Origin of the sequence: Rhizobacter sp. (genome assembly GCF_046595475.1) — a bacterium.
Classification (GTDB): Bacteria; Pseudomonadota; Gammaproteobacteria; order Burkholderiales; family Burkholderiaceae_C; genus Rhizobacter.
Genome location: NZ_JBKJOQ010000107.1, coordinates 32,285 through 55,123 on the forward strand (window position 1 = coordinate 32,285; position 22,839 = coordinate 55,123).

Below are 22,839 nucleotides of genomic sequence, written 5' to 3' on the forward strand. Positions count from 1 at the left end.
GCATGGATCCTCTCGCCTTGGCGACCTTTTCTGCCGTGGCGCGCTGCGGCTCGGTAAGCGCGGCGGCGCAAGAGCTGCACACCGTGCAGTCGAACGTCACCTCGCGTCTCAAGCAGCTTGAAACCGAGCTCGGCGTGCCGCTCTTCACCCGCCACAGCCGCGGCATGCTGCTCACCGAGGCCGGCACGCGCTTGCTGGGTTATGCGCAGCGCCTGAGCGAGCTGGCCGAAGAAGCCAGGGCGGCGGTGCGCGATGACGGTCGCGTGCAAGGCAGCCTGCGGCTGGGCTCAATGGAAACCACGGCGGCGGTGCGCCTGCCCGCCGTGCTCAGCCGCTTTCACCGCGCCCACCCCGACGTGCAGCTTGAGGTGCGCACCGGCCCCACGGCCGAGCTGCTCGACCACGTGCTGGCGCATCGGCTCGATGCCGCGCTGGTGGCCGGGCCAGTCGATCATGTCGACTTGCTCACCGAGCCTGCGTTTCGGGAAGAGATGGTGTTGGTGGCGGCGCGTGATGGCCGCGACGTGAACGCGCGGCTGCGCGAAGGCGGGCTCACCGCCATCGTATTTCGCCAGGGATGCTCATATCGGCAGCGGCTGGAGGCGCATTTTTCATCGCATGGCTGGCTGCCGTTTCGTCGGCTCGAGTTCGGCACGCTCGAAGGGGTGCTGGGTTGCGTGGGCGCCGGCATCGGCGTCACGATGCTGCCGCGCAGCGCCGTGGAAGGCTACCGCGGGCGAGCCGACCTGGACGTGCAGACGCTTGGCCCCAAGCCAATGATGATCGAGACGCTGCTGGTGCGCCGCCGCGATGCCTATGCGGGCGCAACGCTGCGCTCATTCAGTGCGGCGCTGAAGGCCGACGACGCCGCGGCGCTCAGTCCGCCTCGGCGCAAAACTCGCCGTCCGGCACCAGGCACGAGCCCTCGCTCTCGCCCCCCGGCAGCGCCACGCCGCGGGTGACCAGCTTGCTGCTGGCCAGGCGGCTGGCCTCGGCTGCGGGCAGCAGCACCCACATCTGGCCGCGGTGGCGGGTGGCCCTTGCGCTCTGGCCGGCCTCGTTGCCGAAGCCCCAGAAATAGTCGGCTCGCACGGCCCCGCGTATGGCGCCGCCGGTGTCTTGTGCAAACACCAGCCTGTGCATCGAGATGCTGGAGCCGGCCGGCGCGGGGGCGCTCAGGAACACCGGGTAGCCCAGCGGCGTCACGCGCGGGTCGACCGCCACCGAGCGGCCGGGGGTGAGCGGCACACCCAGCGCGCCTTGTGGGCCTTCGGTTTGCGGCCGGTCGCTTGCGGTTTTGAAGAACACGTAGCTGGGGTCTGAAGACAGTCGCCCACCGACAGCGGGTTTTGTGGCGGCAGCCGCGGGGCGAGCGGAATTGGCTGGCTTGCGGCCGCCCTTCAGCAGCTCGTCGACCAACGGGTCGGGCGCCGCCGATTTGGCCGGCGGCGCGTTGCGCTGGGCCGCTGCGATGGTGCCGCCTCGCGTGAGCACCGGCGCTTCATCGGGCTCTGAGGCCGCATCGCCTTCGATCACGAACTGGTCGGCCTGCTGGGCGGCGTCAGCGAGGCCTCGCGTGGCCACGCGCACCGTAGCCTTGGGCACCACGCGCAGCGGTTTGAAAGGGTGGCCGTTTTGCTCGGCGTATTGCAGCCTCAGGATCTGCCCATCGGGGAGGCGCACGCGGCCCGAGCCCTGCACCTGCATGGCATACAAGGCCAGCGGGTCGTTGACCCAAATGAGCACCGGCGCGTTGATGCCCAGCGGCAGGCCCAGCGCATCGAGCTCGGCGCGGGTGTAGTAAGGCTCGACGTGGGCGCTGGTGCTCCCGGCGCCGCCGACCAGACGCAGGCGCAGGCGGCGGTCGCGGTCGTCGAGCACGAAGCGGCGCAGGTCGAGCGCGTAGCTGGCGCTGTCGCCGGGTGCAGCCACCAACAGAAGGTTGCCCTCAGGTTTGACACGCACGACCGAGCCACGTTGTGCCTTGGGGATGCGCGACCAGTCGATGGTGTAGAGGTCGTGCGGCACGCCCATCACCGGGGTGCTGAACTCGGCGTCGCGCTGTGCCTGGCCTTCGAGCAGGGGCTCGAAGTAGCCGGTGACGTCGCCATCGCCGCGTGCGTCGGTGTTCAAGATGCGCAGCAGCGTGAAGCGGCTCTCGAAGAAGCGCCGCATGGCAGGCGTGTTGGGTGGCACGGTCTTGGCGGCGGCACAGATCTCGCGCCAGTCGTCGCGCTTTTGCAGCACCTCGCAAGAGTTGCGAAAGGCGCTCCAGCTGGCGCGCATGTCGTCTTGCTGCCAGCCGGGCAGGTCGTCATAGGCGGCCAGTTTGAACATGGCGTTGCGCGTGCGCACCTCGCTCGGCGGCTTGGGCAGCTTGGCGCCAGCCGCGGCTGGTGCTGTCGACGTGGGGGCCTGGTCACGGCTCGCATTCGCAAGAGCTGCCGTGTGGGGCCCTGCCGAGACAGGCGAAGCAGCCTGCTTCGACGCGCAGCCGATCAGGGCTACGGCTGCGACAAGGGCAAACCCGGTAAAACAGAGCAAGCGCGACTTCATGGCCTGAGCCTATGCCTGTGCAGCCCACACTCCAACTGACCTTCGTCAACCCCGGCTTCGCCGCAGCGGCCGGATTACCTTAGTCACGCCGCGCGTGCAAGCCTCACCGGTATTCTGCTGACGACTCCGACCCTGGCGGTATTGAATGAACACACCCATGCAACTGATCCCTCTCACACCCCGCTTCGATCGCCGCCGCCTGCTGGTGGCCACGGCCCTGGTGGCGGGCGCAACACTGTCGGGCTGCTCAATGTTCGGCATGGGTGGCCCGGCCACGCTCAATGCCACCGTGGTGGCCGCCGCGCAGGTGAACCCCGACACGCACAAGCGGCCTTCGCCGGTGGTGGTGCGCGTGTTTGAGCTGAAGGCGTCCACGCTGTTTGAGCAAGCCGATTTCGTGTCGTTGTTTGAAAAGGAGCAGGCGGCGCTGGGCGCAGAGCTGGTCAGCCGTGAAGAGTTTGTGATGCGCCCGGGCGACACCAAGCCGCTCATCAAACCGCTGTCGCCCGACACCAAATTCATCGGTGTGATGGTCGCCTTCCGCGAGCTGGAGCGCGCCCGCTGGCGCGCGGTGGTGCCAGTGGCACCAGGCAAGAAAAATGTCGTGAGCATTGATCTCAGCGGCATCACGGTGCAGGCCCTGCGCACCTCGCCCAAGCCTTGAGCGTTCACCCCATCACCTTCATCCCGGGCACAACAACATGAGCTGGCGCGCCAAAGTCGTGTGGTCTTCGGGCATGTTTTTGCAGCCCCATCACTTTCAGCAAGAAACCCGTTACCTGGAGCGACTGGTGGATGCGCGTGCGCGCAGCATCTCGCCTTTTGCCTGGGGGTTCACCGAGCTGGCGCTCGATGAAGGCCTGCTGGCTTTGGGCAAGCTGGGCATTTCGCGCGCCAGTGGCTTGCTGCCCGATGGCACGCCGTTCAGCATGCCGCAGCTCGACCCGCTGCCAGCGCCGCTCGACGTGTCGGCCGATGTGAAAGGCGAAATCATTTACCTCGCGCTGCCGCTGCAACGCGAGGGGCTCAACGAGGTCGACTTCGCCAGCGACGAAAAAGCCACCGATGGCGGTGAGCTGGCCCGCTACAACGCAGTCGAAGAAGACGTGCGTGACAACACCGATTCGGCCGACGAACCCACCACCATCCAGACCGGCAAGCTGCGCCTGCGCCTGGTGCGCGCCAAGGAAGCGAGCGAAGCCTATGCCCTGCTCGGTGTGGCGCTGGTGGCCGAGCGCCGCAGCGACGGCCAGGTGACGCTTGAGCGCAGCTACATCGCGCCTCAGGTGGCCATTGACGCCACGGCGCAGCTGTCGGCCACGGCCTCACTCTTGCACGGCTTGATCTTGCAACGCGCACAAGCGCTGGCCGGCCGCATGGGCCAGCTGAGCCACGGCGTGTCGGAGCTGGCTGACTTTCTGATGCTGCAAACGCTCAACCGCAACGAGCCCGTTTTCAGCCAGCACGCTGCCACGCCCAATGCTCACCCGCGCGAGCTGCACGGCGATTGCCTGCGCTTGGCCGGCGACCTGGCCACGCTGTCGACCACCGCGCGCCGCCCGCCCGAGTTTCCGCCTTACCGGCACGACGACCTGGTGCGCACCTTCACGCCAGTGTTCGACGCGCTGCGCGGCATGCTGACCTCGGTGCTGGAGCAAAACGCCATGCAGGTCGAGCTGGTCAACCGCAACCACGGCGTGCGCACGGCCGTGGTCACCGACATGGAGCTGGCGCGCACAGGCACCTTTGTGCTGGCTGTCAACGCGCAAGTGCCCGGCGAGCAGCTGCGCCAGCGCTTTCCGGCGCAAACCAAGCTTGGCCCGCCCGAGAAGCTGCGCGACCTGGTCAACCTGCAACTGCCCGGCATCGGCCTGCGCTCGCTGCCGGTGGCACCGCGCCAGCTGCCGTTTCATGCCGGCTACTTTTATTTCGAGCTTGACCGTGGCGGCGAGCTGTGGAAACCGATTGAACAGAACGGCAACCTGGCGCTGCACGTCTCGGGTGATTTCCCGGGGCTGGAGCTGGAGTTGTGGGTCATTCGCAAGTAACGCAGGGCCATGCTGACTCGACCGTATTTTTGGACGCAAAGGGCGCGAAGAAAGACGCGAAGAACGCAAAGAGAGAAGGCAAGAAACAGCAAGGCTTTTGTATTCCTTCGCGACCTTTGCGTCTTTCTTCGCGGCCCTTGCGTCCAAAAGAAAGCCTCGAAGTCCGCTGCAAAACATTGAGCACCCAGCGATGAGCACCTCGAACCCCGACGACCCGTTTGCCGACATCGACACCGGCCGCACTTTCATCATGCCCACGCCGGGTGGCCGTGCTGCTGCTGGAGCGCCGGCTGCCATGCCGCGCGCCGGCCAGGCGTCGGGTGCCGACGTGGCGCCTGACATCGGCGTCAGCGAAAGCGGCCTCAACCCGCTGGTCGCGCTGGCCAACCCCTTGCTCGCGCTGGTGCCGCAGATTCGCGCCACCACGCACTTGCCCGACCCTGCCGCCTTGCGCGAGTCCATCGCCCAGGGCGTGCGCGAGTTCGAGGCCGCCGCACGCGCCAAAGGCATGGCCCCCGAGCGGGTGCTGGCCGCACGCTACATCTTGTGCACCCTGCTCGACGAAGTGGCCGCCACCATGCCCTGGGGTGCTTCGGGTCAGTGGGGCCGCCACAGCCTGCTGGCGATGTTCCACAACGAAACAGGCGGTGGTGAAAAAGTCTTTCAGCTGATGGCCAAGCTGGCCGAAAACCCGACCGCCAACCGCGACCTGATGGAGCTGATCTACGCCGTGCTGTGCCTGGATTTTCAGGGCCGCTACCGTGTGGTCGATGGCGGCAAGGCACAGCTTGAAGCCGTGCGCGAGCGGCTTGCGCAAATTCTGCAAAAGGAGCGCGGGGCTTACCCGCCCGCCCTGGCGCAAAACTGGCTCGGCGAGAAGCCCTCTCGCCGCTCGGCGCTCACTTGGCTGCCGGTGTGGGTGACCGGTGCGGTCGTCTGCTTGCTGTTGGTGGCGATCTACAGCTTTCTGGCCTTCCGCTTGAGTGGTGACTCCGACCCGGTGTTTGGCCGCATTCAAGAGCTGCGACTTGCGCCGCCTTCACCGCCCGTGAAGCTGCCCGCGCCCACGCCGCGGCTGGCGCAATTTCTCGTGGCTGACATCAAGGCCGAGCAAGTGGCCGTGCGCGATGAGGTTGACCGCAGCGTGATCATCATTCGCGGCGACGGCCTTTTTGCACCGGCCAGTGCCTCACTCACGGCCGAGCGCGAGGCGCTGATGAAGCGCATCGCCGAAGCACTGAAGCAGGTGCCTGGCGCCATTGCCGTCACCGGCCACACCGACAACGTGCGCATCCGCACCGCGAGCTTCCCGTCCAACTGGCATTTGTCTGAAGAACGGGCCAAGACCGTGCGCGAAATTCTCGTGGCCGATGGCCTGCCCGCCGCCCGTGTGCGCGCCGAAGGCCGTGCCGATGGCGAGCCCGTGGCGCCGAATGACACCGCCGCCAACCGCGCTCTCAACCGGCGCGTTGAAATCACCTTGTTTGTCGCCCGCAGTGCTGCGGCGGGAACCTGAACATGAAGAAGATTCTTGGCCTCATCTTCAACCCCTGGGTGATGCTGGTGTTGGGCCTGCTGGCCCTGTCACTGGTGATCTGGATCGTGGGCCCGCTGGTGGCCATAGGCAACTGGCGCCCGCTAGACGGCGTGACCTCGCGGCTGGTGTTCATCGGCCTGATCGTGCTGGTCATCGTGCTGCGCCAAGTGTGGAAGCTCTTTGCTTCGCGCAAGAAAAACGACAAGGTGGTCGACCAGCTGCTGGCGCCCGCCGCCAGCGCTGACCCGGCCGACGGCGAGATCAAGACGCTCAACGAGCGCTTTGCCAAGGCACTGCAAACCCTCAAGACGGCGCAGTTCGAGCAACCCAAGGCAGGCATCTCGGGCCTGTGGAGCGGGCTGTCGTCGCGTGTGGGCAAGCGCTATCTGTACGAGCTGCCCTGGTACGTGATCATCGGCGCGCCGGGCTCGGGCAAGACGACTGCGCTGGTCAACTCTGGCCTCAACTTCCCGCTGGCCGCGGCCTCGGGTGAGCATGCGGTGCGCGGCGTGGGCGGCACGCGAAACTGCGACTGGTGGTTCACCGACCAGGCCGTGCTCATAGACACCGCCGGTCGCTACACCACGCAAGACAGCCACAAGAGCATCGACAGCAAGGCGTGGGAAGGCTTCTTGGGCCTGCTCAAGCGCAGCCGGCCGCGCCAGCCCCTCAACGGCGTGCTGGTCACGGTGTCGGTCACCGACCTGCTCACGCAGAGCGCCGCCGAGCGCAGCCTGCATGCCGCCACCGTACGCCAGCGTTTGCAAGAGCTGCATCAGCACCTGGGCATGCGCTTTCCGATCTACCTGCTGGTCACCAAGTGCGACCTGCTGGCCGGCTTCATGGAAACCCTGGGCGAGGCCGACAAAGACACCCGCGCCACGCCCTGGGGCATGACCTTCAAGCTGGACAAGCAGCAGCACACCGACCTGAGCGGCTTTGCGCATGAGTTTGACCTGCTGGAAAAGCGCCTCACCGATGGCCTGATCGGCAAGCTGCAAATGGAGCGTGACCCGCAGCGCCGTGCGCGCATCTATGGCTTCCCGCAGCAGTTTGAAGCCTTGCGCGATCTGCTCAAAAACTATCTGGAGCAGGTGTTTTCGCCCTCGCAGTTTGAAGCCCACCCGCTGCTGCGCGGCGTGTACTTCGTGAGCGGCACGCAAGAGGGCACACCCATAGACCGCATGCTGGGGCGCATTGCGCGCACCTACCGGCTTGAGCGCACGGTGGTGCCGCCCAACCAGTCCAGTGGCAAGAGCTACTTCCTCTCGCGCTTGCTGAAAGAGGTGGTGTTCACCGAGAGTGGCTTGGCCGGCACCGACGTGAAATGGGAGCGCCGCCGCGGCATGCTGGCGCTCGGCGCTTACGCGCTGATCGGCGTGTTTTCGGTGCTCACGCTCATCGCCTGGGGCGTGAGCTATGTGGGCAACCAACGCTACGTTGACAAGGTAGGCACGGCCGCCGAAGAGGTGAAGAAGCTGGTGCAGGCAACGCCCAACCGCAACTCGCCCGACCTGCTGGTGCTCTTGCCCGCCCTGGAAGCCACGCGCGACCTGGCGCGCGCAGGCATAGGCGACTCGGTGCCCTTGTCGCTGGGGTTCGGCCTGTACCAAGGCCGCAAGCTCGACGCGAGCTCGAAGCAGGCCTACCGCCGCATGCTCATCGACGCCGTGCTGCCACGCATCGCCCTGGGCGTTGAAGAGCAGCTGAAGAGCGGCAACGACAACCCCGAGTTGCAGTACGAGGCGCTGAAGGCCTACGTCATGCTGTACGACCCCGAGCGCTTCGACCCCGCTGCGCTCAAGCTCTACGTGACGGCCGACTGGGAGGCGTCGTTGCCGCGCTCGGTGACCACCGAGCAACGGGCCGAGCTGGAATCGCATCTCGATGCCTTGCTCGCCGAGGGGGCGGTGGTGTCACCACTGCCAGAAGACAAAACCTTGGTGGCGCAGACGCGCGCGAGGCTGGTCGCCACGCCGCTCACCGAGCGCATCTTCCGTCGCATGAAACGCCAAGGTGTGGGCGCCGAGTTTCCCGAGTTCACCGTGGCAAAGGCCGCAGGCCCTGGCGCCGCGCTGGTCTTCACCCGCGCAAGCGGCGAGCCACTGACCAAGGGCGTGCCGGGGCTCTTCACCAACGAGGGTTACCACAAGGGCTTTCAGCGCGAGGTGGAGCGCGTGTCGGGCCAGCTGGCAGACGAAGAGAGCTGGGTGCTGGGCGTGAACGACAGCAAGCGCCAGAACGCGCTGAAAGACCTGGACATCAAGCTGCAGCTCAACGACGAGGTGCGGCGCTTGTTCCTCTCCGAATACGCCAAGCTGTGGGAAGCCTTCATCGCCGACATCAAGATGGTGAAGACGAGCAACCTCGCGCAAGCGGTGCAGATGTCGCGCGTGCTCTCGGCACCCGACAACCCGCTGGTGCCGCTGCTCAAGGCCATGTCGCGCGAGACCACGCTGCGTGAGAGCAAAGACGTGGCCGGCAAGGTGGAGACCAAGGCGCGCGACGCGCTGCAGCGCTCGCGTGAAGAGCTGGCTCGACTGCTTGGCAGCAAGGGTGGCGTGTCGGCCGTGGCGCCGGGGCAGGCCATCGAGAGCATCGTCGACGACCGCTTCATCGGCCTGCGCCAGATGGTGTCGTCGCCCGACGGCAAGCTGCCCGCGCCGGTGGACGGCACGGTGGCGCTCATCAGCGAGGTCTACACGCTGCTCACCGCGGCCGACACGGCAGTGAAGGGCGGCAATGTGCCGCCGCCCTCTGAAGTGCCCAACAAGGTGAAGGCCGAAGCGGCGCGCCTGCCTGAGCCGGTGCGCTCGCTGCTCAATACCTTGTCGGTGAGCGGAACCTCGGCGGCACTGGACATCACGCGCAGCAACCTGGGCAACGCCATCAACTCAGAGATCGGCGAGTTTTGCCGGCAGGCCATTGCCGGGCGCTACCCCTTCGCCCGCAGCAGCCAGCGCGACGCGACGCAAGAAGACTTTGCCCGTGTGTTCGCGCCCGGCGGCTTGTTTGACACCTTCTTCCAGAAGAACTTGGTCAACTACGTTGACACGACCACAAGGCCCTGGAAGTTCAAGAGCGTCGACGGCGCCAGCATGGGCACCGACAGCTCCACGCTGCTGCAGTTCCAACACGCGGCCACCATTCGCGACACCTTCTTCCGTGGCGGCGGCAACCAGGTCGGCGTGCGGCTCGACTTCAAACCGCTGGAGATGGACGCAACCATCACGCAGTTCATCCTCGACGTCGATGGCCAACTGGTGAAGTACGCGCACGGCCCGCAGATCCCGGCCAGCGTGCAATGGCCCGGCCCGCGCGGCAGCTCGCAGGTGCGGGTGCAGGTGACGCCGGTCTCGGCCAGTGGTGCTTCGGGCCTGGTGACCGACGGGCCTTGGGCCTTGTTCAAGCTATTCGACAAACAGCAGATCGAGCCCGCGGGTGGCGCTGAGCGGTGGAAAGCCACATTCAACGTGGACGGTCGCAAGGCCACCTTCCTTGTCACCACCAGCAGCGTGCGCAACCCCTTCCGCTTGTCGGAGCTGGAGCAGTTCTCATGCCCCGGGAAGCTGTGACCGTGGATCGGGATGTTGCTTTGAAAAAAGAGCTGAACGCCAGCGTTGACGCAAAGAACGCAAAGGAAAACCGCCAAGAACGCAAAGAGAAAGAAGAGGAAGATTTTCTAAGCCCTTCTTTGCGACCTTTGCGTCTCCACTTGGCGATCTTTGCGTCAACGCCGGCGTTCAAATCATCCGCAGCGGCGCAGCCCTCATGAACGAGCACAGCCTGCTCGAGCTGCTTGCGGGCACGGGCGTCGAGGCCCCCGGCTGGTACGGCAAGGTCGCCATGCTCGGCGACTTCGCCAGCCGCCGCCTGCCACAAGATTTTGTCGACGCTGCCGATTCTTGGCTTGCACGCGGCGTGGAGCACAGCCGCGCGGAGCTCGGTGAACGCTGGCTCGACGTGTACCTCACCGGCCCCATCTGGCGCTTTGCTTGGGCGCCCGGCCTGGTGGGCGACAGCTGGTGGCTGGGCGTGATGATGCCCAGTGTCGACAAGGTTGGCCGCTACTTCCCGCTGCTGATTGCACGCAGCGCTGCGGCGCTGCCCACCACCGCCCCAGGCCTGTCTGCATTGCAGGCGTGGTACGAGCACCTGGGTGCCACAGCGCTTGGCACCCTGCGCGCAGGCGCCACGCTCGAAGACTTCGAATCGGCACTCGCGAGAGCGCCCGCCAGCGGCGCGAACGCTGAATCTTCCACGTTTGCCACCACTGTGTTGCCCGCCCGCGTGAGGCACACTGTGCCCGGTGCGGCCACCTTGCTGACCTGGGCGCAAGGGCTGTTGGCGGGTGATGCGCTGCAACGTTTCTCGGGCCGCAGTCTCTGGTGGCCCGACCATGCCGAGTCGCCCGACAACAGCCTGAGCGTGTCGCAAGGCTTGCCGCCTGCTCAGTATTTTTCAGAGTTGCTGGAGGGTCGTTGGTGAGTTCTCCCGTTCCGCCCAAGACTGAAACACTCGACATGGGCACGCGCACCGCGGTAGGCGGTGGCATCGAGATCGATGGCAGTGGCAACACGCTGCCGCTGGGCCACCGCCTTCAGGAATACGTGATTGAGGGGCTGATCGGCGAGGGTGGCTTCGGCATCGTCTACCTCGCACGCGACACCCAGCTCGGCCGCGTGGTGGCCTTGAAGGAGTACATGCCTTCATCGCTCGCCGTGCGGGCCGACAACCACCAGGTGTCGGTGCGCTCAGCGCGCCACCGCGAAACCTTTGAGCTCGGTTTGCGCAGCTTCGTCAACGAAGCACAGCTGCTTGCCGCCTTCGACCACCCGTCGCTGGTGAAGGTGTACCGCTTCTGGGAAGAGCACGGCACGGCCTATATGGTGATGCCCTACTACCAGGGCCCTACGCTCAAGCAGTGGCTTCAAGAGCACGGTGCGCGGCCAGACGAGGGCTGGATACTCTCCATCCTGCACCCGCTGATCGACTCGCTGGAGCTGATGCACCACGAGCGCTGCTATCACCGCGACATCGCGCCCGACAACATCCTGCTGCTCAACCAGCAGGCCACGCAACTCGGCCGCCCCCAGGTCATGCGCCCGGTGTTGCTTGATTTCGGCGCAGCTCGCCGCGTGATCAGCGATGCCACGCAGGCGCTCACCGTCATTTTGAAGTCGGGCTACGCGCCCATCGAGCAATACGCCGAATCGACCTCGATGAAGCAGGGCGCCTGGACCGACGTGTACGCCTTGTCGGCCGTGCTCTATGCCGCCATCACCGGCCGCGCGCCGCTGCCGTCGGTGAGCCGCATGGTCAGCGACGACCTGGAGCCGGCGTCCAAGGTAGGCGCCGGGCGCTACACAACCGAGTTTTTGGCGGCCATCGACCTGGGCTTGTCGGTTCGGCCCGAGCATCGGCCACAAGACATGACTGCGCTGCGCGCCATGTTCAGCTTCGGTGCTGGCACGCCCTCGGTGGCCAGGCCCCGGGAAGTTGACGCGGCCACTGTGCTCATGTCAGGCGCAGACGATGCCGCCACAGTGCTGATGGCACCTTCGCTGCCACCCCCGCCTCCACCACCACAACCACCCACTCCCTTCGTCGCGCCGCCGCGGCCCGCCGCACCTGGCCCTCAGATCAAGCTGCTGAACCCCGACCCCGAGCCGGCGCCAGCGCGCACGGGCTTGTGGGCAGGCGGTGGTCTCGCCTTGCTGGTGTTGGCCGGTGCGGGCTGGTGGTTTGGTGTGCACAACCGAAACGGGCTGCCGGAGCCAGATGGCCAACCGCGTGCAGCTGACCCAGCGCTGCTGGCGGCGTCGACGCCTTCGGCGCGGGTTGTCGAGCAAGACCAGCCGGCCTCGGCGCCGGTGGTGGTCAAACCGCCGCGCACGCCGTTCGGCATCGTGACTGCCTTGCAAGACATCGTGCGCCACGCCGACCCGTTGCTCGGCGTGAATGCGCTGGCCGACAAGTCGGCGCTGGTGATCGGCAGCGACAAGCTGCAGTTTCGCGTCAAGTCATCCGAAGCGGGCTATGTGTACGTGTTCTTCGCCGGCACCGACAAGTCCCACATGTACCTGCTGTTCCCCAATGCGATCGACAAAAACAACCGCATCGAGGTCAACAAAGAAATGCTGCTGCCACGCAAGGGCTGGCAGATCACCGCCGGTGGCCCGCCAGGTACCAACCACATCGTGACCATGGTGTCGCGCCAGCCACGCGACCTGTCGCAAGCGGGCCTGAAGCCTTCGAAGGAAGAGATCCCTGAGTTCGATCTTGCGCAAGCCGAGCAACTGTGGGTGTCGCGCAGCGGCAGCGACAACCCCTTCGTGGGCAGGGCCGCCTGCGCGGCCGGCACCACCTGCGATTCAAGCTACGGGGCCACCTTGTTGACCATCGACGAGGTGGCAGGCAAGGGGCGCTGAGGCCAGCGCAATTGCGGCCCGCGTATTGCTTGCGATAACGCCCATGAAGGCGATCACGCAAGGTGGCCTACGGGCCCCTGCGACCGAGGTGCAACATGCGCAGAAAGACTGACGGCAAACAGGTAAAAGCTGCCGCCCATGGGGCGGCTGTTTCTACGCGTGGTGATGCCGCCTTGGCATTCATCGCCATCGTCTCGCTTGAAGTGATCGTGGGGTGTGCCGTGCTGCGTATCACGGCACCCAAGCACCCGTCGATGGCGCCTGCCGCGAGCATGGCGGCACTGGCAACGCTAGACCCCCAACTGCCCGACGTAGAAGCGGTGGCGAAATGGGCCGTGGCATCCGGCGATGCGGGCCACAGCCCCTTCTTGATCGTCGACAAGGCCGGCGCTCGCGTGATGGCATTCGAAGCCACTGGGCGCCTGCGGGCCAGCACCCCCGCATTGCTCGGCCTGGCGCGCGGCGATGACTCGGTGCCCGGTATCGGCGAGCGCAAGGTGGCCGACATCAAACCCGAAGAACGCATCACCCCTGCTGGCCGATTCGTGGCCAAGAAGGGCAGCAACCTCGATGGCGAAGACATCGTGTGGATCGACTACGGCGCGGCTGTGTCCATGCACCGCGTGCGCGCCACCAAAGAGAGCGAGCAGCGCCTTCAACGTCTTGCGTCGGAAACCATCGCTGACAACCGCATCTCTTACGGCTGTATCAACCTGCCCGCGGCCTTCTATGACGCGGTGGTAAGCCCGATGTTCCGCGCGGCGCCGGTGGTGGTGTACGTGCTGCCCGAAACGCGTTCGGTGCGCGACGTATTTGCCTTGGCCCACCCTCTCGACAGTCAGGCGCTGAAGTCACCTTGAAATGAAAACCGGGCGCTAAGGCCCGGCTCAGTTGCGCTTCACTGCGTATTCGCAAGGCTTCGCTTAGTTGCGATCGGCACGTGGTGCGAGCGTGGTGTCGCTGCTGGGTGCAGCGCTGCTGCTCGAGTCGGTCGCGGTGGGCTGCGAAGAGGTCGAGCTGTTGGTGGTTGCCGGTGCGACCGCCGGAGTCCCCATGTCGGTGCTACTGCGCGTCCCCATGCTGCCTTCCTGGCGCTGTTCCGGCGCCGGCGTGGCCGGGCTGGTAGCCGACTTTGGCATGGCGGCATCGGTCGTCGGCAAAGCGGACGTCGAAGACGTGTTGGCTGTCGTGGGTTTTGAGTACGGGCTTGATGCCGCATTCGGCGAGTTGCTGTTGGGCACCGAATTGGTCTGCGCGATGCTGACACCCGCTGTGGCCACCAGTGCCGCCACGGCTGCAATGCTCAAGGTCTTGGGTAAGTTCTTCATTTCAGAGACTCCTTAGTCCAGTAGGGGATTACAGATACGGGGCGGAAACCCCGGTACTCCTAACTGGCAAATGACATGCCGCCCGGCCCTTCTTTACGTGGCCCGCTTCTTCGCTTTACCTCATTTCACCAGCATGACCCGCATGCCCAGTGCCTTGCCCGCCACATGGTCGAGCACTTGCACCGTGGTCTCGCGCGGCCTGAAGCCTTCAGGCAGTGCCTGGCTGCCACGCACGATCTCATGGCTGCCGAGCGCAACCGCCACGGGCTTGAGGGCTACCGTGGTCTCGGGGCCGCGCGCAGATTGCCCCGCCACGGTAAGTTGCAGCACCCCGGGCATGGGCTTGCTGCTGGCACGTTCGCGGGTCAGCACCACGTCGTACACCAGCATGCCAGCCTTGGTGGTGAAGCGGCCCGCCCTCACCTCGACGCTGCCGCCACGGGGGTCGGGCGGCAGCGACCCCACCACGGCGCTCATGTCGGCGCGCAACTGCTCGGTGGTGCTGCGGCTGGCGGTCAGCGCTTCGGTCAGGCCTTTCTTGTCGGCCAACGCAGTTGAGAGCTGCTGGTGGGTCTGGCCGAGCTCGCGCCGCAGCTGCGTGCGTTCGGTGTCTGCTGTTTCGTAGGCGCTGCGCAGCTTCGCCGATTCACCCTGAGACAGGCGTGGCGGCAGGTAGCGCTCTTGCACCACCACCACACCCACGGCACCGATGGCCACGCCGCTCATCAGCAACACCAGCCAGCGCGGTGGGCGGCCACGCTTGCGCCGGCTTCCGTAAGACTCGAGAACGACAGGTTTGGATTGACCGAACATGCAGGCTGTCAGTGGCGTTGAAGGGGAGGGCCGAAGGGTACAACCATCGAATAACCCCCTTGCAACACGATGTGCCAGACGCGCTGCCCGCCGCGGCCGTTGCCGGCCCCCGATCAGACCTTTAGCTTGGCTTGCGGAATTCGTCTTCCACCCACGCCGTGGCACTGGCAAGGCTGAGCTTGAAGCTCGGCGCCACGCGCACTTGCGCCAGGCGCTCGCCGAGAGCATCGTGTGCTGCGAGCAAGGCGTAGGCGTCGTCTTCGTCGGGCACGATGTCCAGCGTGACGGTGATGCGGCCACCGGTCGTGTCGACCGCCGTGCTCTTATGCAGCTGCGCATGCAGTTGCTGCTCGTGGCGGCGTATCACTTCCGAGGCGGTCTTCACCAGCGTGTGAAAGGCCGAGGTGTCCAGTGGTTTGGGGTTCTTCTTGTCGCGGCCCATGGTCCACGGGCCGACCAGCGCGGGCTCGGGCTCGCCGTCTCTGATCATCTCGACTGCCCAGCCGTCGTCGTCTTCGTTCTTGATGACGCGGGCCGTCCAGCCGTCGTCGCGCCACAGCGTGGCTTGATGAATGGCCTCGGGTGCGTCGGCCGGTGAGACGCTCATTGCATGAACCAGCCGTGGCTCACCACCATCGACTGGCCGGTCAGCGCGTTTGAGTTGAAGCCCGCGAACAGCAGCGCGACTTCGGCCACGTCTTGCACGGTCGTGAATTCGCCGTCCACTGTTTCCTTGAGCATCACCTTCTTGATCACGTCGTCTTCACTGATGCCCAGGGCTTGGGCCTGCTCGGGAATCTGCTTTTCAACCAGCGGTGTGCGCACGAAGCCCGGGCAGATCACATTGGCGCGGATGCCGTATTTACCGCCTTCCTTCGAGACCGTCTTGCACAAGCCGATCAGCCCATGCTTGGCCGTCACGTAGGCTGACTTCAGCACCGAGGCTTCCTTCGAGTGCACCGAGCCCATGTAGATGATGCTGCCGCCCTTGCCCGACTTCTGCATGTGCGGCACGCAGGCCTTGGTGGTGAGGAAGGCGCCATCGAGGTGGATGGCGAGCATCTTCTTCCAGTCGGCGAACGGAAATTCTTCGATCGGGTGGACGATCTGGATGCCGGCGTTGCTGACCAGCACGTCCACACCGCCATAGGCCGCCACTACCTCGGCCACCGCGGCGTTGACCTGCTCTTCGCTGGTCACGTCCATGGCCACGGCCATGGCGGTGCCGCCGGCCTTCTTGATTTCTTCCGCGGCGGCCTGGGCTGCCTCCTTGTTGAGGTCGGCGATCACCACCTTGCCGCCTTCACGCGCGTAGGTGAAGGCGATTTCTTTGCCTATGCCGCTGGCGGCGCCGGTGACGATGCAGACCTTGTCTTGAAGCTTCATGGCGGTTTCTCCGTGTGAGTAAGAGGGGTGGCGCAGGTCACGCCAGGTAGTCGTGGATGACGGTGCCCAGCCCGAGCGTCATGTCGCTCAGGATGTGCGTGCCCGAGATCACTTCCAGCACCGGCAGCTGGGCCACCGGTGCGAGTGCGTGGTGGGCGAGCTCTAGCGCAGCCGGGCCCGTCCAGGCGCCCTTGATGGTCACATCTTCCAGGAAGTACTGCACCAGCTCGCAAATGCGCGCGCTGCCATCTACATGCGGAATGATCTTCAGCAGGAAGTTGGGCGCCAGCATGCCGGCGAGCACGGCGGCATGGTCAAGCCGGCGGTGCTTGTAGCCCATGGTCGAGGTGGCCACGCGTACCGAGCCGTAGTCGAGCTTGCCCACCAAGGTGTCGGTCTCGACCACCATCGACGGTGATGCAAGTTTCTTAGGGAAGCCCCACAACTCACGGCCGCCGGCGATGGGCGCCTCGTCGTTGAGGTACATCGAATGCACATAGCCGCCGGCCCGGCCATTGAACGTGACCGGGATCACCTGGCCCGACTCGGTGTAGTCGCCGAAGCCGGTGGAGTCGGGCATGCGGATGAACTCGTACTTCACGATGGCGTCGGTGAATTGCAGCGGCTCGGGTACCACGGCGCGCAGTGCGTCGGGGTCGGTGCGGTAGGTGACGATCAGAAACTCGCGGTTCACGAAGCGGTAGGGGCCAGGCGGGAAGGCCGGGTTCGTTAACGGCATGGCGAAGGCATTGCGTTTTACGTCTTCGATTTTCATTCGGGCTTTCCGGTGGCGGCGATGTGCACGGGATGGTCAGAGTTCAGGTCAAACACATGAACGCCCGCTTTGCTGCGCTCGTGGTTGATCCAGTCTGGGTCGTGCAGGGTGTGCGACATGTCGGCTCGCCCCGAGCTCCAGTGCTCTTGCATGGACAAGCGCGAGAACTCGAAGTCTTTCGACTGGCTCTCGTAATGCTTGCTGCGGTAGATGAGGTGCACCACGTCGACGCCGCTTTCGCAGCGCAGGCAGGCCAGCGCCTTTACGTCGGGGTCATCGCGCAGATTAGCCGGCAGCTTGGCGATAAGGCGTTTGGCAGCCTGTGAGATCACCTGCATGTCGAGCTGCACGTCGGTGTTCATGCGGGTGCGGCTGGAAAAGCGTATGTCTTTCTCGCGCTCGATGACCTCGGCCAGCGTGGTGGGCAAGGTGCCGGTGGCCGCAAACAGGTCGACCTGGAACACCACGCGGTGCCGCTTGCCGGGCTGGTCAAGCACGTACTGCAGTGGCGTGTTCGACACCAGCCCGCCGTCCCAGTAGTGCTCGCCATCGATCTCGACCGGCGCAAAACCCGGTGGCAGCGCGCCGCTGGCCATGATGTGGCGTGCGTCTATGCGCTGTTTGGTGGAGTCGAAGTACGCGAAGTTGCCGTTGCGTACGTTCACCGCACCCACCGACAGCCGCAGCTGGCCGGCGTTGATGCGGTCGAAGTCGATCAGGCGCTCGAGTGTCTGCTGCAGCGGCGTGGTGTCGTAGTAGCTGATGGCCGATAGCGTGCCGCGCGGCTGCAGGGGCGCGGGCGGAAACCTCGGCTTGAAGAAGCCCGGCACGCCAAACACCGCCACCTGCGACGCGCTGAGTTCATTGAGCGTTTCGCGCGCCGTGCCCGAAGCCGGCATGCCGGGCAGCTGGACGGACGAGCTGACCAACTCCCAGAACTCGCGCAGCCGGGCCACGCGGGTCTGCGGCGGGTTGCCGGCGATCAACGCGGCATTGATCGCACCGATGGAGATGCCCGCCACCCAGGTGGGCTCGTGATACACCTGGGCGAGCGACTCGAACACACCCGCCTGGTAAGCCCCCAGTGCGCCGCCCCCTTGCAGCACCAGGATGCACTCTTCATCGGAATGGCCCGGAGGCCGGCGTGCCGATACGGGCGAAGGGTAGGGCTTTGTTCTGGGTGGTGTCATGCGCCTCGCTCGGTGGGCGGGTGCCGGCAGGCGACCCGTGCACAAAGCATAGCGCTACGCTGCACCGCAGCATGGCGCGTGGGCTCTGGTGCGCGGAAAGAAGTGCAGAGCAAGCCTGGGTTCAGTTTGCGGGCTCGGCTCTGGGCATCAGGACCATGCTCGCGAGGTGAACGCCCTTGCGCGCGACTGAGTGCACTGGGCCGATGGTCGAGGCCAACGGAATTGCAGTGACTTATTCCAGCGGCACTCGAATGGCTCACTCGCATTGGTGCGCTCGAAGGCCGAGCCGGCCGGTTGGTTCAGCAGGGGCGAGACGTCGGATGCTCGCTAGGCATAGCCAACCGGCTTTTGGTGGGTGGTGATGACCTCGGCGGCCACGCAGGTGACAGAGGTCATGGAAGAAGGCGTTGGAAAGGGGTGAGTGCGACCGGAAGGGGGAGCGCACCTCAGCGTTGTTGGCTATTTTGGACGGTGACAGCTTTGCAGGGGGCGCCGCTCTTTGACCTGGACTTGCCAGCTTCAGCTGTCAGCCAAGGGACTAAACCGCTCGCGCGGTAGCCGCTCCGGCGGCATCTGCGATTGTTCGATGCAGCGTTCCTGCCACTGTTGAGCTGCGAGGCAATCCGCCTCGCTCTTCAACAGGAGCAGGATCATGAACCCATCGTCATCCCAGGTCTCACCGCTGCGCCAACGCATGACCGAGGACATGCGCATGCGCAAGCTCGAACTCAAGACGCGCACGGGCTACCTCCGTGCAGTCAAGAAGTTGGCCTCCTTTCTCGGTCGCTCGCCCGACACCGCCACCGTCGAGGACTTGCGCCGCTTCCAGCTGTACCTGGTCGATCAGGGCACCTCGCCCATCACGCTCAACGCCACCATCACCGGTCTGAAGTTCTTCTTCGATGTGACGCTCGGGCGCAGCGAGCTGATGGCCAAGATGCAGACGGTACGGGTGCCGCAGACGCTGCCAGTCGTGCTCAGCCGCGACGAGGTCGCTCGCCTCATCGCCGCAGCGCCCAACCTCAAGAGCCGGACGGCACTGTCCATCGCCTACGGCACCGGCCTGCGCGTCAGCGAGGTGATCTCGCTCAAGGTCACCGACATTGACAGCAAGCGCATGACCTTGCGGGTCGAGCAGGGCAAGGGCCGCAAGGACCGCTACGCCATGCTCTCGCCCGTGCTGCTGGAACGCCTGCGCGCCTGGTGGCGACTGGCCCATGCCCAGGGCAAGATGCTGCCCAATGGCTGGCTGTTCCCAGGCCTCGACCCGATGGATCCATTGACTGCACGCCAGCTCAACCGCGCCATCCACATCGCCGCCGAGACCGCCAAGATCGACAAGCGCGTGTCCATGCACACGCTGCGCCACAGCTTTGCGACCCACCTGCTGGAGCAGAAGGTCGATATCCGCGTGATCCAGGTGATGCTTGGGCACAAGAAGCTGGAGACCACGTCCATCTACACGCATGTGGCCACCGAGCTGCTGCGCGAGGTGGTCAGCCCGCTGGAGAAGGTGCAGCCAGCACCATCGACGCAAGCCGCCTCATAACCACGTCACCGTGGCGCACTCCGCCCTGGAGGTCGCCGACATCTTGCGCACCCACGGCCCTGCTTGTCGAGCCGCCCAGCACGGCCACCTGAGCCTGGGTCAGCTCAAGGTCATGTCGGCCATCGAGCAGTGCCGCAGCGCGGCTCTCGGTGGCCATGTCTTGCGCTGTGAGGGCTGCGGCACCGAACAGGTCAGCTACAACTCCTGCCGCAACCGGCATTGCCCGAAGTGCCAGAGCCATGCCGCTCAGCGCTGGCTCGAAGCAAGGCAAGCAGATCTGCTGCCGGTCGAGTACTACCACGTGGTCTTCACGCTGCCCGCGCCGATTGCCGACATCGCGTACCAGAACAAGGCTGCGATCTATGGCTTGCTGTTCGACATGGCCGCCGAGGTCCTGCTGACCATCGCGGCCGACACCAAGCATCTGGGTGCGCGCATCGGCGCCACGCTGGTGCTGCACACCTGGGGTTCGGCGCTGACGCACCACCCGCATGTGCATGGCATCGTGCCGGGCGGAGGGCTGGCCGCCGATGGCAAGACCTGGGTCGCTTGCAGGCCGGGATTCTTCCTGCCGGTGCGCGTGCTCTCGCGGCTGTTCAGGCGGCGCTTCTTGGAAGGGCTGCAGGAACTTCATCGCAGGGGGCGGTTGCAGTTCTTTGGCGAACACGCAGCGTTGCAAGATGCCAAGGTCTTCGCCGAATGGCTGGCACCGATGCACCGGTGCGAGTGGGTGGTCTATGCCAAGCGACCCTTCGCCGGGCCGCAGGCCGTGCTGGCCTATCTGTCGCGCTACACGCACCGCGTGGCGATCTCCAACAGCCGGCTGTTGACCCTGGACGAGCGCGGCGTGACCTTCCGGTGGAAGGACTATCGCGCCAAGGGCTGTACGCGTCACAAGACCATGACGCTGGCGCCGCAGGAGTTCATGCGCCGCTTCCTGCTGCATGTGCTGCCATGCGGCTTCCATCGCATTCGGCACTACGGCTTGCTTGCCAATGGCAACCGGCGCGAAGCCCTGGCGTTGGCGCGTGCTGCGCTACATGCCACCGTCGAGGTTCCCAACAGCGAGCCGACGATGCGCGCGCCGACGTTCGTCTGCAGGCACTGCGGTCGCTCGCTACTCATCGTCAAGATCGTCCTGCGCGAGCGAGCATCGATCCGAGCACCCCCATGAGCACTGGCGCGAAGATCACGCGCACGCGAGCACCGGCCCTTGTTCATCGCAGGCCGGTGCGGGGTGGGCTTGTGCTGCCCAGCGCCGGACAGGGCTCACCGAGCTTGGTGAGTTGTCATTCACCGCATGCGCTTGGTCGTGGAAGGCGCTCGTATATCGCTGACGTGGCGATCGACGCCATCAACATGCAGCCCAGCGCGATGCATCAGCAGGGCCCCAGCCTCCAATCGCCATAGCCGGCGTGCCTTCGACAAACACCGCCGCGTGGCCCGCGGTTTCCTCCCTCGAGGTTTGTCCAACACCTGCCCTCAGGCCGCTGGGCTGCCACGACCTGCGTTGTGCGATGGGCAGGTGTCGGACAAACCTAAACACTTGCAGACAGACGACTGTGCGCCTGGACGCGGTCATTGGGGCCCGCGACATAAGAAGCTTCTAAGGTTCCTTCGGCGCTAGTTGGCACGATCGGGCAGTCTCAGGGCAGGCAGTCGCGTGTTTGGAAGTTTGGGAGTGCCAAGTTCGTATTCAATGACGGTCTTTTCACCACTCGGTAACGCGAGCGTCCAGCTGCCGTTGAACTGTCCGCGAACGAAGTTTCCGCGCGCCTGCGCCCCGCTGTCGTATTCAATGGACGCTGGCCCACTAAGTACGCCATCCTCCCACTGGCCACGTATGCGGTGCCCATCGAGCTCCATCGTGCCAGCGCCTTGTGGCATGTTCGAGCGCCAACCGCCGATATAGCGCCGACCGTCACGACTCGTCTCCGTGCCCTGACCTTCCAGTTGATTGTCGATCCAAGTACCTTCGCGACGGATGCCGTCAGCGTCGATCCAGACGCCCACCCCGTGACGCTTGCCACTTTTGAATTCGCCTGTGTATTCGCTCCCATTCGGCAGGCGCAGGACGCCTCGGCCATCTAGGTTTCCGGCGACAAGTGTGCCGTTGTAGGTTGTGCCGTCTGGTCGTGTGGCCCGCCCCTCTCCGTCAAGCTTACCGGCGCGCCATGTCCCCTCCATCGTGTTCCCCAGGCCGTCGCGATACTTTCCCCTTCCCTGCGGTAACCCGTTGCTGACCTCACCCTCGTAGACGCCTCCATCCGCGTAGTTGATGGTGCCACGGCCATCAGGGCTGTTGGCTATCCAGGAACCATCGAATTTTTTGCCGTCTGGAAATGAGGCGACGCCGAGGCCGTCACGCAGCCCATTCTTGAACGTTCCCCTGTAGGTACCGCCATCTCCAAAGACCAAGTCTCCTTCGCCGTGCGGGCGGCGGAACAGAAAGCCACCTTGGTATCGATAGCGGCCTGGGCCGACCACGCGCGCCTCGCCGACAACTTCACCCTTTTCAAAATGTCCGGAAATCGTTTGCCCGTCTGTCAGGGTCAAGGTTCCCTGGCCCTCACGGACGCCTGCATTCAGGTCGCCCTCATAGATCACGCCATCTCCATATTGGAAGCGGCCTTTGCCGTGAGGTTGTCCATTCATCCAACCGCCAGCGTAGCGCGACCCGCCAGGGCCCGTCACTTCCACCTCGCCTACGAGTTCACCGTTTTCAAACCTCCCTCTGCGGACCTGGCCACTCGGAAGAGTCAATGTTCCTTGCCCGTGGCGCTTCCCAGCTTTGAATTCGCCGGAGTAACTGGTGCCGCTCGCTAGAAAGGTGTACGAGCCGGTTCCATCTGGTCTTCCGGCGACCATCGAGCCCTCGAAGCGAGAGACCGCGGTCTCGCTATGGAGCCACTCGAGGACGCCTTGTCCCTCCGCGTATCCGTTCTTACAGCCGCCAGACCATTTGACACGTTCATCCGATTTTGGGGAAGGATTTATCACCAGGCAGTTTGGTTCACCGATTGTGAATTCAGAGGGGTCGACTGCGTGGGCGTGGTCACCAGTTGCAATTAAGGCGATGAATAGAGTCGTCGGCAGCAGGGTTCGCATAGTTATCCTTAGAGGCATTCTTGGTCCATAGCAGCCGGAATCATGGTGGCGCTCAGCACTACTTTATTGCGTATGCCGACGATTTCACCAGACTACCTAACGGCGTTGCCACGGCGCG

General features: G+C 65.1%; 20 protein-coding genes. 12 read left to right on the top strand and 8 right to left on the bottom strand.

The annotated features are described in order from the left end of the window. Positions 1-2: 2 nt before the first annotated feature. Positions 3-962, top strand: coding sequence for a LysR family transcriptional regulator (locus AC30QB_RS19265; RefSeq protein ID WP_489547881.1), 960 nt, complete (start codon positions 3-5; stop codon positions 960-962). Here the strand turns inward: AC30QB_RS19265 and mltA are convergent. After that, positions 877-2,556 carry a murein transglycosylase A gene (mltA, locus tag AC30QB_RS19270; protein WP_489547882.1) on the bottom strand — a complete coding sequence of 560 codons (1,680 nt, stop codon included), beginning with the start codon at positions 2,554-2,556 and terminating at the stop codon, positions 877-879. The genes AC30QB_RS19265 and mltA overlap by 86 nt on opposite strands. A 157-nt stretch (positions 2,557-2,713) precedes the next feature. On the opposite strand from mltA, the gene tssJ reads away from it, so the two are divergent. The 9 genes from tssJ (at position 2,714) to AC30QB_RS19315 (ending at position 13,916) form a co-directional block, all read left to right on the top strand. Continuing rightward, complete coding sequence (gene tssJ / locus AC30QB_RS19275; RefSeq protein ID WP_489547883.1) at positions 2,714-3,220, top strand: type VI secretion system lipoprotein TssJ; 507 nt, start codon at positions 2,714-2,716, stop codon at positions 3,218-3,220. A gap of 37 nt (positions 3,221-3,257) precedes the next feature. Next, entirely contained in the window at positions 3,258-4,604 is a 1,347-nt protein-coding gene (tssK, locus tag AC30QB_RS19280; protein ID WP_489547884.1) for a type VI secretion system baseplate subunit TssK, read from the top strand. Between the two features lie 190 nt (positions 4,605-4,794). Next, positions 4,795-6,120, top strand: a complete 1,326-nt coding sequence (locus AC30QB_RS19285) for a DotU family type VI secretion system protein (protein WP_489547885.1) — start codon at positions 4,795-4,797, stop codon at positions 6,118-6,120. Between the two features lie 2 nt (positions 6,121-6,122). Then, a complete protein-coding gene (gene tssM, locus AC30QB_RS19290; protein ID WP_489547886.1) occupies positions 6,123-9,716 on the top strand; it encodes a type VI secretion system membrane subunit TssM in 3,594 nt (1,197 codons plus the stop codon). Beyond that, positions 9,698-9,916, top strand: a complete 219-nt coding sequence (locus AC30QB_RS19295) for a hypothetical protein (RefSeq protein WP_489547887.1) — start codon at positions 9,698-9,700, stop codon at positions 9,914-9,916. The genes tssM and AC30QB_RS19295 overlap by 19 nt, the downstream gene beginning before the upstream one ends. Continuing rightward, positions 9,913-10,629 carry a type VI secretion system-associated protein TagF gene (gene tagF, locus AC30QB_RS19300; RefSeq protein ID WP_489547888.1) on the top strand — a complete coding sequence of 239 codons (717 nt, stop codon included), beginning with the start codon at positions 9,913-9,915 and terminating at the stop codon, positions 10,627-10,629. The genes AC30QB_RS19295 and tagF overlap by 4 nt, the downstream gene beginning before the upstream one ends. Continuing rightward, positions 10,626-12,572, top strand: a complete 1,947-nt coding sequence (locus AC30QB_RS19305; protein ID WP_489547889.1) for a protein kinase domain-containing protein — start codon at positions 10,626-10,628, stop codon at positions 12,570-12,572. Before tagF ends, AC30QB_RS19305 begins: the two co-directional genes overlap by 4 nt. A 95-nt stretch (positions 12,573-12,667) precedes the next feature. Continuing rightward, a complete protein-coding gene (locus AC30QB_RS19310) occupies positions 12,668-13,432 on the top strand; it encodes a L,D-transpeptidase (RefSeq protein WP_489547890.1) in 765 nt (254 codons plus the stop codon). 91 nt (positions 13,433-13,523) lie between these two features. Continuing rightward, a complete protein-coding gene (locus AC30QB_RS19315; protein WP_489547891.1) occupies positions 13,524-13,916 on the top strand; it encodes a hypothetical protein in 393 nt (130 codons plus the stop codon). 104 nt (positions 13,917-14,020) lie between these two features. Here AC30QB_RS19315 and AC30QB_RS19320 read toward each other — a convergent pair whose 3' ends face one another. The 6 genes from AC30QB_RS19320 to AC30QB_RS19345 form a co-directional block, all read right to left on the bottom strand. After that, a complete protein-coding gene (locus tag AC30QB_RS19320; protein ID WP_489547892.1) occupies positions 14,021-14,713 on the bottom strand; it encodes a hypothetical protein in 693 nt (230 codons plus the stop codon). Positions 14,714-14,834: 121 nt separating this feature from the next. Next, positions 14,835-15,320, bottom strand: coding sequence for a hypothetical protein (locus AC30QB_RS19325; protein ID WP_489547893.1), 486 nt, complete (start codon positions 15,318-15,320; stop codon positions 14,835-14,837). Beyond that, on the bottom strand, positions 15,317-16,099 hold the full coding sequence (locus AC30QB_RS19330) for a 3-hydroxybutyrate dehydrogenase (protein WP_489547894.1): 783 nt from the start codon (positions 16,097-16,099) through the stop codon (positions 15,317-15,319). Before AC30QB_RS19330 ends, AC30QB_RS19325 begins: the two co-directional genes overlap by 4 nt. A gap of 37 nt (positions 16,100-16,136) precedes the next feature. Further along, positions 16,137-16,874 (bottom strand): acetoacetate decarboxylase, encoded by a 738-nt coding sequence (locus tag AC30QB_RS19335; RefSeq protein WP_489547895.1) that lies wholly within the window; start codon positions 16,872-16,874, stop codon positions 16,137-16,139. Then, on the bottom strand, positions 16,871-18,064 hold the full coding sequence (locus tag AC30QB_RS19340; protein ID WP_489547896.1) for a patatin-like phospholipase family protein: 1,194 nt from the start codon (positions 18,062-18,064) through the stop codon (positions 16,871-16,873). The genes AC30QB_RS19335 and AC30QB_RS19340 overlap by 4 nt, the downstream gene beginning before the upstream one ends. 519 nt (positions 18,065-18,583) lie before the next feature. Then, a complete protein-coding gene (locus AC30QB_RS19345; RefSeq protein ID WP_489547897.1) occupies positions 18,584-18,718 on the bottom strand; it encodes a hypothetical protein in 135 nt (44 codons plus the stop codon). On the opposite strand from AC30QB_RS19345, the gene AC30QB_RS19350 reads away from it, so the two are divergent. Beyond that, a complete protein-coding gene (locus AC30QB_RS19350; protein ID WP_489547898.1) occupies positions 18,717-19,613 on the top strand; it encodes a tyrosine-type recombinase/integrase in 897 nt (298 codons plus the stop codon). The two genes, AC30QB_RS19345 and AC30QB_RS19350, sit on opposite strands and share 2 nt — an antisense overlap. 10 nt (positions 19,614-19,623) lie before the next feature. Continuing rightward, complete coding sequence (locus tag AC30QB_RS19355) at positions 19,624-20,787, top strand: IS91 family transposase (protein WP_489547899.1); 1,164 nt, start codon at positions 19,624-19,626, stop codon at positions 20,785-20,787. Between the two features lie 449 nt (positions 20,788-21,236). Here the strand turns inward: AC30QB_RS19355 and AC30QB_RS19360 are convergent, their stop codons facing one another. Next, positions 21,237-22,739, bottom strand: coding sequence for an MORN repeat-containing protein (locus AC30QB_RS19360; protein ID WP_489547900.1), 1,503 nt, complete (start codon positions 22,737-22,739; stop codon positions 21,237-21,239). Positions 22,740-22,839 lie beyond the last annotated feature (100 nt).